The sequence below is a fragment of the Aetokthonos hydrillicola CCALA 1050 genome, from assembly GCF_017591665.1.
GTDB lineage: Bacteria > Cyanobacteriota > Cyanobacteriia > Cyanobacteriales > Nostocaceae > Aetokthonos > Aetokthonos hydrillicola.
Genome location: NZ_JAAKGC010000042.1, coordinates 22344 through 38222, shown reverse-complemented (window position 1 = coordinate 38222; position 15879 = coordinate 22344). Strand labels below are relative to the sequence as shown.

Genomic DNA, 15879 nt, shown 5'->3' with positions numbered 1-15879 from the left:
GATCCATAAATTTTATACACAGTAGTCAGCTTGTTAGTCTTTCTACACAGAAACAATAGTACTGGGATCCTTGTGAGGAAATGGTAATAGAAAAGCAAGGATAATGCGACTAACTTACATCAGATAATAAAGACATGAGAAATAATAAGTTTGCATCCGTTGATAGTGTTACCCCTGACTCTGATTTAGTATTAATGGCTCGTATTACAGAGGAAGGGTTACGCCAAGCACAACAAACTTTTAACATGGCTCATCATAGTTTTGTACTTGCATTAATTATGACAGGAGCAAGTGCCATTGTAGGGTTTGTGGGGGTTGGATTGTTACTATCTGGGAAAGCTTCGGAGGGAAATGTGACGACTGCTGGCGGGTTTGTGTCAAGTATGGTTTTCATCCAGCTTGCCAAAGATGCTAGCGATCGCCTTGAAAAAGCTAATGAACGCCTTGAGAGAATAACAGCCAAATTTCAGAACGAAGTTGAATTAACCCAACCATTTCAAATAGCCAGAAGTCCTGATTCATCCGACTTTTGACGTCTGACTTTCGCTCAGCACTGTTCGGGCTTCAAGCCGGGGGTGCTGACGAAAATGCACTCAGGGAAAGCAACTATCACTTCCTTAGACAAAAATTTTCTATTCTAGCTAGGGTAGCGAAAAACGACGATTATTTAGGGACTGTCGCTTGTTAAGATTGATTGTAACAACCACAGGGGCAGAAAAATTTAATGACAATAAATTCAATTCAACGAGTATTGATAGTTGGGGGAGTCCACGGAAACGAGTTCACTGGTATATATGTGGTCAAAAAACTCGAAAACCATCCTTATTTGATACAGCGAGACAACTTTGAAACTTTAACTTTCTTGGCAAATCCCAAAGCATTTGCAGCAGTGCGTCGATATATTGATCAAGATCTCAACCGTAGTTTTAAAAAGTCTGACTTACAAGATTTGACACGCTCTAGTTATGAAGATATCCGAGCTAGAGAAATAAATAATTTATTTGGTGCAAATGGCAAAACGCCGGTTGATGTCATTTTAGACCTTCATAGCTCAACTGCAAATATGGGGTTAACTTTAATGACCGATGATCGCTCTTTCAACCTGCAATTAGTTACCTATCTTCAGAGCTTAAACCCTTCGATAAATATTTATCTATCACGGAAATCGGAAGAATATTTTGGCTTGCCATCTATTTGTGAGTTAGGCTGCACCATTGAAGTTGGAGCAGTACCTCAAGGAGTTTTACAAGCTGATTTTTTTCGGAAAACTGAAGCTTTGGTTATCAATGCTTTAAATTACTTCGAGCAATATAATCGCGGAGAAATACCATCTTTTGACAAAAGCCTCACTGTTTATCGCCATATTGGAACCATTGATTACCCCAGAAATGAATCTGGTGAACTGCAAGCGATGATCCATCCACAACTTCAGTTTCAAGATTATCAGCCACTTGCTCCAGGTGAACCTATATTTTTGACTTTTGACGGAGAGACTATTACCTACCAAGGTGAATCAACCGTGTACCCAGTTTTTATTAACGAAGCAGCTTACTACGAAAAAGGTATTGCTATGTGTTTAACCCAAAAGGAGATAATCCATAATTTTTATTAAACTCTTACTCTCTGCGCATCCGGGTGAAAGGAATTGATATTTCTATTTAGCAACACCCTTATTTTTCAAAGATTAAATTATAAAGCTTACAGTAGTATTTTTTAATACTAACAACTAAAGAGATTCAAATGAAAGATGGAGTCTTTTTTACTCACCAAGCCGATGTTTATGATTGGTATGGAAAATTACTGAATCCAGAGATTCGGAACGCAATTACTGTAAATAACATTGTAAGAATTTCTGTAAATCACGGTTCGGTTTATTCCGAAGGAATTTATGTGCAAGTCACCGCAGTAGACGGTCTGGATTTGGTTGGAATTGTCCAAGATACTTACCGCCATTTTCTTGAGGGGGAAATCATATATGTTGAAAATGGTGAATCAATTTGCTTTCCACGGGATTCGATAATTGAAGTGCCTTTGCATTGGGATGATAATAAAAATATAAGGGATGCGCGGAATTCTTGGCTTCTGGGCGGTATGTGAAGATATTAGCGGGCAAGATGCCCGCACTACTATTGTTTCCAACTATTTACAGCACCTCCAAGCGTCACATTTTTAGGTAATACCATTTTTATATGAAGACACATAGAAATAACCCCACCGCCTTCTTTCCTCCCCTTTCCAAGGGGAGGTTAGGAGGGGTAAAAATAATGTGCAGCTTCACAGAAAATTGGTATAACAGGAAAACTGGTATCGACCAGCTAATTATCTTCGGTACTATATCAAACAGGGAATAATGAGAATTTGTTACACTGCTTTTAGCTAGCTTATGGAACAATTCTGAATGTGGAACGATAGCCCGATAAGAATTCTGTTCTTGACTGCAGAACCTACCGATACTACTAGGCTGCGTCTACAACAGGAGTTACGAGATATCAAGCTGGGAATACCTAACCACTCACAAAGATTTTTATTCGATTACGTATTTTCTGCACGTTCAGGAGATATCAGCCAAGCAATACACGATTTTAAGCCTGATGTTGTTCATTTTTCTGGGCATGGTAACAGTACTGGTGAGCTTTACATTGAAAATGAGTTGGGTCAACAGCACCCCTTAACACCTAAGGCTTTGGCTGCGCTGTTTGAATTAGTAGCCGATACAGTTAAGTGTGTGGTTCTAAATGCTTGTTATTCAGATATTCAGGCAAGGGCTATTGTTAAATATATCCCCTTCGTAATTGGCATGAGAAAAGAGATCGGGGATAATGCGGCGATCGCGTTTGCTGTTGGTTTTTACAAAGCACTGGCTGCAAATTGCTCGATTGAAGACGCATATAAGTTTGGTCGTACTGAGATTCAGTTAAAAGGTATCCCAGAAGAATTAACTCCATTTCTCCGGAAAAGAGTAGACAAATACCGTGCTGATCTCTATGTACCACACCTTTCTATTGAAAGGGAATGTTTCAGGAAGGTTTTACAGGGAGGTTCTCTGATCCGGATCAAAGCACCTGACAATATGGGTAAAACATCGCTGATGAATAGGATTGTCAGTTATGTAAGAGAGAACCATAATTATCAAATAGTGACTTTAAGCTGTCATACTTTAGTAGATTCTCTAGTTTCTAATGATCTGGAGAGATTCTTAAAGTCATTTTGTTTTGTTGTTAGTAGCAAGCTAAAGCTACCTGATCATTTGGATGAGTATTGGAACAATCCACCAGATCCCATATATAAAACCGGAGATTACTTTGAAAGACACCTCTTGGCAAAAACTCCTAAACCTTTGCTATTAGCTCTAGATGATGCTGATTTGGTTTTTGAACAGCCTAAAATCGCCAACCAGTTTTGTATAATGCTGCGAAATTGGTATGATCGTGCAAGGCGCAGTGATTTAGATAGTGAGATTTGGGACAAACTCCGTTTGATAATTGTCCACTCCACCGAATTTTATGCTGAGCTAGATATTAATACTTCACCTCTTGGTGGTGTTGGGAAAGTAGTTGACTTACCCGAATTAAATCTGGAACAGGTGCAGCGTTTGGTTACGCGTCATCGACTAAGTTGGTCAGAGGGTCAAGTTGAGCAACTGATGGCTATGCTAGGAGGACATCCTCTTCTGCTGGGAATGGCTGCTGATTACGTTAAGCGTCACAGAATTACCCTTGAAGAACTTTTGCAAGAAGCACCTACCGTAGCTGGACCATTCAGTGACCATCTGCGCGAACTTTTAGAAATTCTTCAACAGAAGCCAGACTTGCAAGCAGCATTCAGTCAGGTTGTAAACGCTCATGAAGATAACACTGTTGAGTTAAATCCTATACCAGCAAAATCGTTGCAACGTTTGGGACTAGTGAAGTTAGATCGAGATTTTGCTAACCCACGTTGCCAATTGTATCGTCAATATTTCCGCCGTTACCTTTAGTCGTCAGCAACTAGGTCGCTACGAATAGGTTCGTAGTTGCGCTACCCTTACGGGAAGCCACTGCGTGTCTATAGCGCCAAGACAGCACAACTACAAGCCTTTCAACTTTTTTTTGTTAATCAAGCAGTATTGATTGTGTAATTAATTCTGTCTGATTACTTAACAGATAAGCAACAGGAGAAAATCAATAATGGAGACAGGACGAGAATACTATGAAGTGGAAGGCACTTTAAAACTAGACGCTCCTAGTTATGTAGAGCGACAAGCGGACAAAAATCTTTATGAGAAACTAAAAGCTGGGAAGTTTTGTTATGTCTTCAACTCACGCAAGATGGGTAAGTCTAGCTTGCAGGTAAGAGTCAGTCAAAAGTTAAAAAATGAAGGCTTTGCCTGTGTTGTCATCGATTTATCTGGTATTGGGACTCAAGCAGTCACCGAAGACCAATGGTATTATACTTTCATCACAGCGTTGACTCGTAAGTTTCAGTTAGAGACGGATCGATTAGAAATTTGGTGGGAGGAACACAAAAGGCTAACTTATTTGGCAAGATTGAGTAAATTTTTTGAAGAAAAATTACTACTAGAAGTTTCCGCATCTATTGTTATTTTTATAGATGAAATTGACACTGTTCTCAGTTTAGCTTTTCCAATAGATGATTTTTTTTCATTTATCCGATATTGCTATAATGAGCGTGCTAACAACCAAAGCTACAACCGAGTTACCTTTGCTCTGTTAGGAGTAGCTACACCTTCGCAATTAATTCAAGATACCCAGCGTACACCCTTTAATATCGGTAACCCAATTCAATTAAATCCTTTTTCATTTGAGGAAGCTCGACCTCTAGCACAAGGATTACAAAGTAAAGTCAGTAACTCGAAAATTACTGAAGAAGTTCTGCAAGAGGTTTTAAAATGGACTGGGGGTCAACCGTTTCTAACGCAAAAAATTTGTAAAATTATTTCAGATCATGAAGATATTATTCCCAGTGATAAAAAGGCGCTATGTGAGTGGATTGAAGAATTAGTCAAATCCCGTATCATTGAAAATTGGGAATCTCAGGATGAACCGCAGCACTTAAGGACGATTCGCCAGCGGATTATTAAAAGTAAACAACCTATTGTTAAATTGCTTAAATTTTACCTAAAAATTTTACAAAATCAAGAATTACCAGATAATAATAGCCTGGAACAAAGTGAATTAATTTTGTCAGGTTTAGTACTAGAAAATAACGGAAAATTAAGAGTTTATAATCCCATTTACGAATCAGTTTTTGATTCAAAATGGGTTGCTAAAATGCTAGCAGACAAAAAGCCTTATGAAGAAGAGTTACTAGGATGGTTGTCTTCTGAACGCCAAGATAAGTCTTATCTTTTACAAGGTGAGAAATTACAGAAAGCAATTGAATGGCGTAATGGTAAAATCTTGACAATTGAAGATTATCAATTTATTACTTCTAGCCAAGAATTAGAAATAAATTACCTCAAAGCTAACCAAGAAGGGCAAATAGCTAATTTAGAAAAAAAGATACTAAAATCTCAGCGTGTACAGAAATGGCTTGCAGGAATAGCTACAACGATGGTTATTGTAACTGGTGCAACAGTATTTCAATTAAAGGAAAAATTTCAATCCATATATACTCCTTATATTTCTGAACCGATGTTATTTAGCGAAGGCGAGCGCTCTTTTTTTCTTGGCAATGGTAATTATTTTCTCAAACAGGGAGTTGAAGCCTTTAAAAATGAAGATTATCCAAAAGCAGTTCAATTGTTAGAAAAAGCTAAAAATCTTGATAAGAATGATCCCGAAGTAGAAATTTATTATAATAATGCTATAGCTCATCAAAAAGGAAACTATCTAACTTTAGCGGTTGCCGTACCTATAAACGATATAAATGCCAGAAAGGAAATCGCAAGGGAAATACTGAGAGGTGTTGCACTAGCACAGTCTAATTTTAATCAAAACAATGGACTCAATGGTCGATTACTGAATATCATTATTGCAGATGATCATGGAGATCTGCAAGTAGCTGAAACAATTGCCCAAGAGTTTGTTAAAGATAACAGTGTTTTAGGAGTGATTGGACATAGTGCTAGCTCTGTTAGTGCAGCCGCACTTACTAAGTATGATCGAGTAAGTTTAGCAATGATATCTCCTACTAGTACTAGCACAAAATTAAGCTGGAACGAATCACATACAAAAGCTTTCCATAGAACAGTTACTTCAGATGTAAAAACTTCGAAAAAATTAGCTGACTATGCTAAAAATAATCAGTTGAAAAGAGTTGTGATTTTTTATAAAAAGGGAGATTCTTATAGTGAAAGCGTAAAGAAAGAATTTGAAAAGTTATTTAAAAAGGATGGGGGAAATGTAATACTTACCACAAATTTAGCAAATCCAGAGATAAATCCATCTTATGAAGCCTTCCGCATTTTTCAAAATCAAGCAGATGGAGTTGTATTTCTTCCAAATTTGGAGTTATTTTCGACTGTAATTCAACTTGCTGAGGAAATTAAAAAAATTAGAGCAAATCTCCGTCAAAATGTCAGTATATTAGGAGGAGATGTATTATTTGGAAACGATATTATCAAACTAGGTAAAGGGACTATTGAAGGCTTAGTTATAGCAATTCCTTTCTCTACCGGAGACGCTAATTCCAATAATTTTGTAGACACAACTTGTGTAAGATGGGGAGGTGGTGTGAGCTGGCGAACTTTTTCTAGTTATGATGCAACTCAGGCTTTCATCGAAGCTATCAAAGCTATACCAGAGTCTCAAAATCCTTCAAGAGAAGCAGTATTAGACAAGCTGAAGTCCCTCAAATTTGACCCAAGAGAAACTTCAGGATACTCGCTCCAATTCCAAAATGGTGAGCCTGTTAATCAACAAGCTGTTCTCGTTCAAGTAGTTAAAAATTCCAAGGACGCTAAAGATAACAATGAGCGAGAGTACCTATGTAAGAGTCCCGAAGAAAGTGGATTTCATTTAAAACTTCTCAAGTAAGTTAATGTGTAGCTAAATTATATATTAAAACTAATTGACTGATTAAGTTGTAACTAACAAATTACAGCAGTTTTCAGATAAATGAGGTACACCGACAGTGTGAGAGCGTTCGGCTTTAGCCGTTCCCGGAGGGTACGCCGGAAAGCCCCTAATAAATGTACCTGACGCACCTGCAAAGCGCTTTAGTCTAGACTCGCTACTACAATTCGGATGTTCCCAATTACTGAAATTTATCATTTGGTAGTGCGAGCATCTTGCTCGCTGATTATATTAAGCAAGATGATCGCAGGATGGTTTCAAAATTGAGCGTTGCTTTGGTCAGCAATGGTTTTGGCAGATTGTCAAACCATTGACCCTTTCCCTAACCCTTTGGGAATTGGGAGAGGGGAAAGAATCTAGCTCCCTGTTGCAAGTAGGGTTGGCAATAAGGCGAATTTTCCGCAAAGCTAAAGAAAAGCTTAAATAGCAAACCTAATTTTCTTAGCGAAATATTAAGGAATATTGCATTTGTGTCAAAAATGGGAGTCCAAGCGAGAAATCAGCCAAAAGTCCATGATACGATGCTTTGGGTAAATTTTTTAGATTGGGAGAAGACCTTTGACACTACGGGTTGCTGTTGTTGGGTCAGGACCAGCTGGTTCATCTGCTGCCGAAACACTGGCAAAAGCTGGTATTGAAACCTTTTTGTTTGAACGCAAGCTGGACAATGCCAAACCTTGTGGCGGCGCAATTCCCTTGTGTATGGTAAGTGAATTCGACTTGCCGCAAAATATTATAGACCGTCGGGTGAGGAAGATGAAAATGATTTCGCCTTCTGATCGCGAGGTGGATATTAATCTCGACAATGAAGAAGAATATATTGGTATGTGTCGTCGCGAGGTGCTTGATGGGTTCCTACGCGATCGCGCTTCAAAGCTAGGGGCAAATTTAATTAACGCCACCGTTCATAAACTTGATATTCCCACAAACAAGACAGATCCGTATACCATCCACTACGTAGACCATACAGAAGGTGGAGCGCAAGGTATTGCCAAAACCTTAAAGGTTGATCTCATTATTGGTGCAGATGGCGCTAACTCTCGCATTGCTAAAGAAATTGATGCAGGAGATTACAATTACGCGATCGCCTTCCAAGAACGCATTCGTCTCCCTGAAGACAAAATGCTATACTACAACGACCTAGCCGAAATGTACGTTGGCGACGACGTTTCTACCGACTTCTACGCTTGGGTTTTCCCCAAATACGATCACGTAGCTGTGGGTACTGGCACAATGCAAGTTCATAAAGCCACTATCAAACAACTGCAAGCGGGTATTCGCGCTCGTGCTGCTAAAAAACTAGCTGGTGGTAAAATCATCAAAGTAGAAGCTCACCCAATTCCTGAACATCCACGTCCTCGTCGCGTAGTTGGTCGTGTAGCTTTAGTTGGTGATGCTGCTGGATATGTTACCAAATCTTCTGGAGAAGGTATTTACTTCGCAGCTAAATCAGGTAGAATGTGCGCTGAAACCATTGTAGAAATCTCCAACAGTGGTACCCGTATCCCCACAGAATCTGAGCTCAAGCTCTATATCAAGCGCTGGGATAAGAAATACGGTCTCACTTATAAAGTTCTGGACATTCTACAAACCGTATTCTACCGTTCTGATGCTACCCGTGAAGCCTTCGTGGAAATGTGTGCTGACCGCGATGTGCAAAAGCTAACCTTTGATAGCTACCTTTATAAAACAGTAGTACCAGCTAACCCTATCACCCAGTTAAAAATCACTGCCAAAACTATTGGTAGTTTACTTCGCGGTAACGCCCTTGCTCCCTAAAGACGTCACAAGGAGGCGCGAGCCTCCTTCTAGGGAATATCTAGTAGTGCAGGTGTAGCTTCCTGTCCTGCAGTACATTGCTTAATTTATTAGTGTTGATAAACAAGACTACTACTCAGACCTACCTGGCTCAATGCGCGCGCCTAGTTGAATAAGTCGCCCCAAATCATCAGCGTTTCGCCACGTTTCAATTATCTTGCCATCAACAATCCAGTGTATAAACATCGCCGAAAAAGTTTGTCGTTGACCACCACCAGGTATTCCGAGGAAACTCTCTTGAACACAGGTATTGGTCGCACGTACGACAACTTTATCACCCTCAGCAATTACGTCTTCAATCGTCCATTCCTGATCAATAGGTCCAATTGCTTCAAATAATTTACGTACTCCATCTGCACCAGGGGGAAGTCCTGGTGCTGCACCGTGTATTCTCCAATTCGGCGCTGTCATAGAGCATATCTCTTCGATCTTATGCTCGGTTATCAGTTCTAGCCAACGTCGAGCAATTCTTTTATTTTCTTCGATGGAAGACATTGCTGCTTCTCCTAAACCTTAAGATCTCAAGCCAAATATTCTTTTTATTAGACCCACGCCTCAATGATACGAGAAAATAGCGACTGAAGTGAATTTTAGTACTTAGTTCGTAAATTTTCCTCTCTATAAGGCAAATCAAGCCTTCCAACTTAATCAAGGGCGATACCTTCGGTGGGCTTCTCTACGAGACGCTACGCGAACGCCAACGCGCTTGCTAAGTTTGTCCTAAAAAAATATAATATCTATTGGCAATTTTTCAGTAAATTTACTAAGGTAGACAGGTGATTACTTTAAAAAAGCTCCTAGCTCGATGAAATTTAGTTCAGTTTTTAGTGCTGTTGTGTCTACGCTTGCTGTTACAGCTGTAACAGCATTGGGATTCACCAATCAAGCTCAAGCTCTAACTTTTTCAGGGAGTTCGGCTGGTAGATGGGGAACACCTACTGCTGGGAGTATTAATACTAACCCAGTTTATACAGGGGTGGGAACCAATTCCTTTACTTGGGGACAAGCCATACCAGATGATCCAAATTTTGGAACACCTCCCAATCAACTTACTTTTACAGGACAGTCTTTTTCGACAGAAACAGACTCTGTGTTCAAAGTAGGTCAGTTAGCGTACTTTAATGGCACAGTTCCTGAAGGTACAAATGTTAACAGTGTACCTTTAAATCTCCGTGTGTCATTTAATGACCCTGTTAGTGTTAACAAAGTTTTTGACTTTAACTTTAACTTAGTTAATACACCTAACACATCAGCAAATCCGTTAGATAACGCCGATTACGTCTTGATAACCCGAAATGTTAGCAATAGCACTTTCACGTTTGATGACGGCCAATATACTCTTGAGCTAATTGGCTTTAGCCAAGACGACGGTAAAACAAATGTCAACGATTTCCGTGTTCTTGAAGGAGAAAGAACCACAGCAAATCTTTTCGCCAAAATCACTAAGGTTTCATCACGGCGACAAGTGCCTGAACCTACACATATCATAGGTTTGAGTGTGCTTGGTATATACCTTGTTTCTCGTAGACAGCGTTTAAAAGTAAAAAGTGATGCATAGATCCTCTAAATTCTTAAGAGGATAAACCGCCGATGCCATACGTTTTAGGCTAAGCTTCTCAAGACAAATATATAAATTCAGGGACTTTCTACCAATTTACTTTCTTTTTCCTGTGACTTTTATAATAAATATGGAGAAAACTCCTGAGTACTGGGTACGTATGCACCGATGTCAGTCCTGTCTTACTTACAGGGGATGAATGCTCACAGCAGGTTTAAGCCTACCGTGAAGAAATATTTTTAAAAAATTGTAAAAGGTATTGCAAAGCAATAAATAGTTATATTATCGAGTACTACCAGATTATAAAACGCATATTACAGCATTAAACAGTATTTACCGTATTAATTTCTATATAGCAGAAGGTAAACCCCCTATTGCCCAAGCTAAAACTGGGCTCAGTCTTTAAAAGTACGTCTTTCGAGTATGAGAAATTTGTCTATTTTTTCCAAAATAAAATTCTCTCCACTTTTAATCAGTATTTTTTTTATCTCTTTTTCGCTACGTTTCTTTGAGATAACAGTCCCACTGAATGTAGATGAAGTGTCTTGGCTGTCTCGCGGCACCTTATTTTTCAAATTTTTGTTTGAAGACAAGTTAGCTGATACTTTCCTATGTTATCTTTCGGAAAACAGGTAGACTTGCTAGGTTATGACATAATCAGTTCTAGAATAAACCCCGGTGAAGAATTAGTACTTGCATTGTACTGGAAATTTTTGCAGCCACTGCCACCAAAATCAAAGATTAGCATGAGCCTGCGTGATGAAAAAGGACAAGTAGAGCAATCTTCCCAGACAAGCCTGTTCAATGATTATTTTTCTCTAAATCAGATTTCTTCAGGTATAGTTGTACGAGATGTCCATAGGTTAAAAACTGAGTCTGGATTAAAATTAGGGCATTACCAAATAGTACTAGAGTGCTTGGTACATGACAAAGGAAAAGCCCTACAAGTCAGAGATAGTAAAGGTAATTCACAAGGAGAACAAGCAATTGTTGGTGATGTGGATATTGCCTCATCAAAACTAGATTTAGACTGAAAATTAAGACATCACACTCTTGTCAAAAAACATGTAGTATTTATTACTTACTCTTTACTTCCTACTGTTATCCCTGGAATTTTGAGTCGGATACGGTAGATTCCCTTATTTGCTGTTATGTAAAGCGTTTTATGGTCTTGATCACCCCAAGCTAAATTTGTTACTACCTCTGGCACCATAATCTTGCCTAACAGTTGACCTGTTGGTGAAAAAATCCAGACTCCTCCAGAACCGCTACAGTAGATATTGCCTTTGACATCCACTTTCATACCATCAGGTACACCCTTATCTGTAGGTCCTGGTAACTCTGCGAAAACTTTACCGTTAGCTAATGTCCCATCTGGCTTAACATCAAAGACGCGAATATTTAATTTTTCGGAATCATCAACGTATAACTTTTTCTCATCTGGCGAAAAAGCAATTCCATTGGGACGTACCATCTCCTTGTTCAGAAGGGTTAGAGTGCCATTTGGTTTTAAACTATAAATACCGTAAAAGCCAAGTTCTTCCTTTTCTTTACCGATACCATAGGGCGGATCTGTGAAATAAATACTACCATTGGACTTAACCACAACATCATTTGGGCTATTGAGGCGCTTACCCTGATAGCGTTCTGCCAAGACAGTTATTTGACCGCTTTTTTCCATGCGGACTAGGCGGCGGTTATGTTGAGCAGTAATTAACCGTCCTTGCTTATCAAATGTGTTTCCGTTGGGATTGCCCGCAGGACGACGAAATACGGAAATCTTACCATCAGTTGTGGATTTATAAATCGTATCGGCTGGGATGTCACTGAAGAGCAAAAAACCATCTGGATGCCAAACAGGTCCTTCTGTAAACTGAAATCCACTCTTCAACTTTTCTACCTTGGCGTTACTGTCAATAATAGCTTGTATCCTATCGGGGTTTTGGCTATGAGTTGATTGTGGTGATGCAACCAGTTTTCTTACCTTCCCGTCACTCTTGGTTGTAAGATAGATTTCTCCTTCTTCATCAACTCCAAAGCGAACGTCGGAACGTTCACTGCCAATAATTTCTAGAAAAGAAGCATCTCTTTTGCCATCAAAGAATCTGAGTTCCTGCGATCGCAATTCCATAAAATCCTGAGTAGTTAGGTGGAATGTGGTGTGCATATTGAGCAACAGGATATGTGTAACCATACTTAGCATCATCTTTAGGTAATGGATATAGAACTTTCTCGTTACTCTTCTTTACAACCCAAGTTCGTTCGCGATTTCCCCATCCATAATTCGCACCTTTGATACCAAGATTAACTTCTTCGATAAAATGTAACGTCTTTTCATAGAAAAAAATAGCACCACCCCATAGAGAATTGGTATTATTTATTCAAGCAGTTTATGATAGCAGCAATCAATAGGTTAATTATATTCCCAGGATTTTCCTAGCTTCTTGCTCAATGTTGGTAGTTGTGCGAGGAATTAAAGTGTATGTAGTCGTAAGGCTGATTTTTTCACCAACTCGTAGTGTTTTTAGGGGACTGAGGAATTCTAATTCTACGTAAGCTGTGGGGTCTGAGTTTGTATAAATCTCAGCACTACTATTGTTGTCAGGATAACTCGCTCCAGGTACTCTTGGTGAGTCAATGCGAACTGCGACTTTTTCGCCTATCCATAATAATGTACTAGCATCGCAACCTATCTTGTGAGATTTAGTGCGATCGCGTCTCAAAGACAATAAGCCTTTGTCTACCTTTAATTTCGCCGGTAAATATTCAGATTGCTTATTATACCCCTCAGGTAAAATCGACGGTTCGGGTAGTGCTGCGTAAACTGCAACTGGCTCACCTAACTGTGTAACCGTCCATACAGAAACATCTTGTGACTTACCGTTGACTTTTTCGTAAGTCGTTATAACTTCCATTACAGGTTTCCCTGCTTCAAGAGTAATTTTACGGTATACACGAATGCCATAAAACGGATCAGTAGGAGAAACCAGCGTTACCCCGTTGCGATTAACTCCTGCTGTGACTGATACAGAATCAAATGTATCTGGTGGAGGCCAACTTCGTCCAGTGATTGTTTTCCATTCAGATTGGGGCGCGGGCCAAGTTTTATCACCCCCAGAATTAAAATAACCCGATTCTTCGAATTTAACGTTAGGTAATTTACCATACAGCTGGGTATTTTCCCAGAATGTATTTTCGCCATTTTTGAAGCGAAACTGCATTATCCGTCCAACTTTTGGAACTATAACCGCTTCTACTTGACCGTTACTTAAAATATAGGACTCTTGCCAATGCTGGTAATTGGTTTTGATAACTGTAATTTTTAGCGGGATATTTGCGCTTACTGCTAAACAGCAAAATGCTGTGAGTAAGAATCCCAAACAGGATAGTAGCAAGCTTTTAGCCTTCATCAAAAACGCTTTCTCTTCATTGGATAATAATCACTTTACTACAATCTAGTAATAGGCTGATGTGAAACTAGACTCAGTTTTTTATTGATAACCCTTTATTTTGATAGGGACAGTTTAAAGTCAATACCTATGAATGAATTCTCCCGAACCCTCTCAATGGTGTGATTCTAGGGATTTTAACCGAATGTTAGGCGCTCGCCGTGTATGGTATTCTCATTAAAGCGGTGGAACTCGCCGCTTTAATAAAAGAACGCTGAGCTAACAATCAATTTGATTCAGCTATAGGATATGTTTTGGGAAGGTAATTTGTAGTGTGATTCTATATAAGACTTGAAGTCCTTATAGGATGATGGTTTTCCAAATTTAGACTCTAAAATGTTTAACATTTTGGGAACTGTCTCAAAGTCTCTAACTATCGTTAAATCATGACTAATAATCAAAAAAACATTTAATTCTAATGTTCTTTTTAGTTTTGATTTAATAATCTCTAATAACTGAGAATATTTTTCTAATTCTTTAGGTACTAGTAAATCAACCCGAATAATTAAGTAAATATTATTATTTCGTATCAACATCTCATTTATTGTAGCTACTTTTTGGTTAATTTCTAATTGAACTTCCTTCAGGTCATTACCAGGGGTGACTTCAATGATAGACTCAGAAGGTAATTCGGTAAAGTAATGTACAATTTGGTGGGTAATGTAGCCTGGATAAAACAAAATTAAATCCCTTTTCTGCCATCTTGATTGGACTAATTGAGCAACTGGTTTAAAATCTTCTATTGGTTTCCATGCTTGATTAGTTATCCAGTTTTGAAGAAAAATTAAACTGAAAGTCATAAACACAATAAGACATGCTATTTTTATCTTTTTTTTCTGTATTGTTGTAATTTGCAAGACAATGAAACCGATTAATGGTATTAGACTAGGCAGTAAATTTCTATACCAAAATATTGGAGTCTTAACAATTGAATAGATAATAACCTCTAACCAATAAATTATGACAGTTATCAGAAAAGGAAAATTCCGTTGCCATGCTCCAAAAGCTACTAAAATACTAAAGAAACCAAAAATTATGAACTCATTAATATGATCTAAATAACTTGGTAAATTTAAAGATGAAAATCCTAAAACATAATCGATGTTAGAAAGAATTAACTGAAAAGAAACTTTAGGCATCCACCAGTAGGCTGTGTGATTTGATAACTGAAAAAGATAAAATAAATCGAAAAATAAAAATACAATTACTGGAATAGACAATGCCATCACAGCTTTGCAAAAATGAATTCTTTTCTCTTTTTTCATTAATAAAATAAATACACATATAGGAGCCAATAGCATAATTCCCACCAAATGGGTAGATACAGCTACTGTTAAGCTGAATGCTAAACCAATGTATCCTGAGCTTTTTTCTGGTTTATCTATTAAACGCGACGCAAAGAAAAATACCAATGCTGTAGCGAAAACAAGTAATGAGTAAGAGCGTATTTCCTGAGAAAATCTTAGAGACATTGGTGTTGTTGCCCAAAATATTCCCCCTAGAATACCAGCTAAATAAGAATATTTCTCTAACCATTTAACTACTAATATTAATGTGCCTAAATCAAAAATTAATGCCAGACATCTCAGAAATTCTTCTCTATGACTTATTTTACTCCATAAGTAAAGAAATATATAATGTAAAGGTGGGTGAGTGTCAGTTCTTAAGTCTTGAAGCATTTGCCAAAGACTTTTGTTAGAAATCATTGCTATGGAAAAGTCTTCGTCTCCCCATATTCCCTTATCAAGCCCTAGTAACCGAACACAAATTGCTAATATTATGACGAATAATATCGTATAATTGTAATTTTTTTTACTGAAATACAACATTCTCATTACTCTTTCTCTTACAAAATGGTATTATTGATGCAAGTAGTTTCTGGGTAGCAACGGGATAAATGCGCTTACTGCTAAACAGCAAAATGCTGTCAGTCGGCATCCCCAGCAGAGTAATAGCAAGCTTTTAGCCTTCATAGGTTATTTCTAAAACATAGTTTTATATTACACTAACATTCACAGTGAACCAAAAAGTTTTCCTA

General features: G+C 38.3%; 12 protein-coding genes. 8 read left to right on the top strand and 4 right to left on the bottom strand.

Annotation, left to right across the window (positions count from 1 at the left end):
* The first annotated feature begins 134 nt into the window (after positions 1 to 134).
* The 6 genes from G4P69_RS20615 to chlP all read left to right on the top strand — a co-directional run bounded on the left by G4P69_RS20615 (position 135) and on the right by chlP (position 8795).
* On the top strand, positions 135 to 533 hold the full coding sequence (locus G4P69_RS20615; protein ID WP_208339177.1) for a TRADD-N-associated membrane domain-containing protein: 399 nt from the start codon (positions 135 to 137) through the stop codon (positions 531 to 533).
* Positions 534 to 730: 197 nt separating this feature from the next.
* Entirely contained in the window at positions 731 to 1612 is an 882-nt protein-coding gene (locus G4P69_RS20610; protein WP_208339218.1) for an aspartoacylase, read from the top strand.
* Between the two features lie 128 nt (positions 1613 to 1740).
* The gene (locus tag G4P69_RS20605; RefSeq protein ID WP_208339176.1) at positions 1741 to 2097 is read left to right on the top strand and encodes a hypothetical protein; all 357 of its coding nucleotides are present in this window, start codon (positions 1741 to 1743) and stop codon (positions 2095 to 2097) included.
* Between the two features lie 334 nt (positions 2098 to 2431).
* A complete protein-coding gene (locus G4P69_RS20600; protein ID WP_208339175.1) occupies positions 2432 to 3976 on the top strand; it encodes an AAA-like domain-containing protein in 1545 nt (514 codons plus the stop codon).
* Between the two features lie 190 nt (positions 3977 to 4166).
* Complete coding sequence (locus G4P69_RS20595) at positions 4167 to 6977, top strand: AAA-like domain-containing protein (RefSeq protein WP_208339174.1); 2811 nt, start codon at positions 4167 to 4169, stop codon at positions 6975 to 6977.
* Between the two features lie 597 nt (positions 6978 to 7574).
* Positions 7575 to 8795: a geranylgeranyl reductase gene (gene chlP / locus G4P69_RS20590; protein WP_208339173.1), complete on the top strand. Its 1221-nt coding sequence runs from the start codon at positions 7575 to 7577 to the stop codon at positions 8793 to 8795.
* A gap of 111 nt (positions 8796 to 8906) precedes the next feature.
* Here the strand turns inward: chlP and G4P69_RS20585 are convergent, their stop codons facing one another.
* Positions 8907 to 9329 (bottom strand): ester cyclase, encoded by a 423-nt coding sequence (locus tag G4P69_RS20585; protein WP_208339172.1) that lies wholly within the window; start codon positions 9327 to 9329, stop codon positions 8907 to 8909.
* A gap of 310 nt (positions 9330 to 9639) precedes the next feature.
* Between G4P69_RS20585 and G4P69_RS20580 the strand changes: the two genes are divergently transcribed.
* Positions 9640 to 10392 carry a choice-of-anchor K domain-containing protein gene (locus G4P69_RS20580; protein WP_208339171.1) on the top strand — a complete coding sequence of 251 codons (753 nt, stop codon included), beginning with the start codon at positions 9640 to 9642 and terminating at the stop codon, positions 10390 to 10392.
* A gap of 611 nt (positions 10393 to 11003) precedes the next feature.
* The gene (locus G4P69_RS20575; RefSeq protein WP_208339170.1) at positions 11004 to 11426 is read left to right on the top strand and encodes a hypothetical protein; all 423 of its coding nucleotides are present in this window, start codon (positions 11004 to 11006) and stop codon (positions 11424 to 11426) included.
* Positions 11427 to 11473: 47 nt separating this feature from the next.
* On the opposite strand, the gene G4P69_RS20570 is transcribed toward G4P69_RS20575, so the two are convergent.
* The 3 genes from G4P69_RS20570 to G4P69_RS20555 all read right to left on the bottom strand — a co-directional run bounded on the left by G4P69_RS20570 (position 11474) and on the right by G4P69_RS20555 (position 15670).
* The gene (locus G4P69_RS20570) at positions 11474 to 12586 is read right to left on the bottom strand and encodes an SMP-30/gluconolactonase/LRE family protein (RefSeq protein WP_243902133.1); all 1113 of its coding nucleotides are present in this window, start codon (positions 12584 to 12586) and stop codon (positions 11474 to 11476) included.
* A 223-nt stretch (positions 12587 to 12809) separates the two neighbouring features.
* Entirely contained in the window at positions 12810 to 13802 is a 993-nt protein-coding gene (locus G4P69_RS20560; protein ID WP_208351008.1) for a DUF4380 domain-containing protein, read from the bottom strand.
* Between the two features lie 275 nt (positions 13803 to 14077).
* A complete protein-coding gene (locus G4P69_RS20555; RefSeq protein ID WP_208339167.1) occupies positions 14078 to 15670 on the bottom strand; it encodes a glycosyltransferase family 39 protein in 1593 nt (530 codons plus the stop codon).
* Between the last annotated feature and the right edge of the window lie 209 nt (positions 15671 to 15879).

Excerpts from the sequence above, each read along its gene's own strand:
- G4P69_RS20615 (WP_208339177.1), top strand. The coding sequence starts at position 135 with ATGAGAAATAATAAGTTTGCATCCGTTGATAGTGTTACCCCTGACTCT.
- G4P69_RS20605 (WP_208339176.1), top strand. The coding sequence starts at position 1,741 with ATGAAAGATGGAGTCTTTTTTACTCACCAAGCCGATGTTTATGATTGG.
- G4P69_RS20595 (WP_208339174.1), top strand. The coding sequence starts at position 4,167 with ATGGAGACAGGACGAGAATACTATGAAGTGGAAGGCACTTTAAAACTA.
- G4P69_RS20585 (WP_208339172.1), bottom strand. The coding sequence starts at position 9,329 with ATGTCTTCCATCGAAGAAAATAAAAGAATTGCTCGACGTTGGCTAGAA.
- G4P69_RS20580 (WP_208339171.1), top strand. The coding sequence starts at position 9,640 with ATGAAATTTAGTTCAGTTTTTAGTGCTGTTGTGTCTACGCTTGCTGTT.
- G4P69_RS20575 (WP_208339170.1), top strand. The coding sequence starts at position 11,004 with ATGTTATCTTTCGGAAAACAGGTAGACTTGCTAGGTTATGACATAATC.
- G4P69_RS20570 (WP_243902133.1), bottom strand. The coding sequence starts at position 12,586 with ATGGTTACACATATCCTGTTGCTCAATATGCACACCACATTCCACCTA.
- G4P69_RS20560 (WP_208351008.1), bottom strand. The coding sequence starts at position 13,802 with ATGAAGGCTAAAAGCTTGCTACTATCCTGTTTGGGATTCTTACTCACA.
- G4P69_RS20555 (WP_208339167.1), bottom strand. The coding sequence starts at position 15,670 with ATGTTGTATTTCAGTAAAAAAAATTACAATTATACGATATTATTCGTC.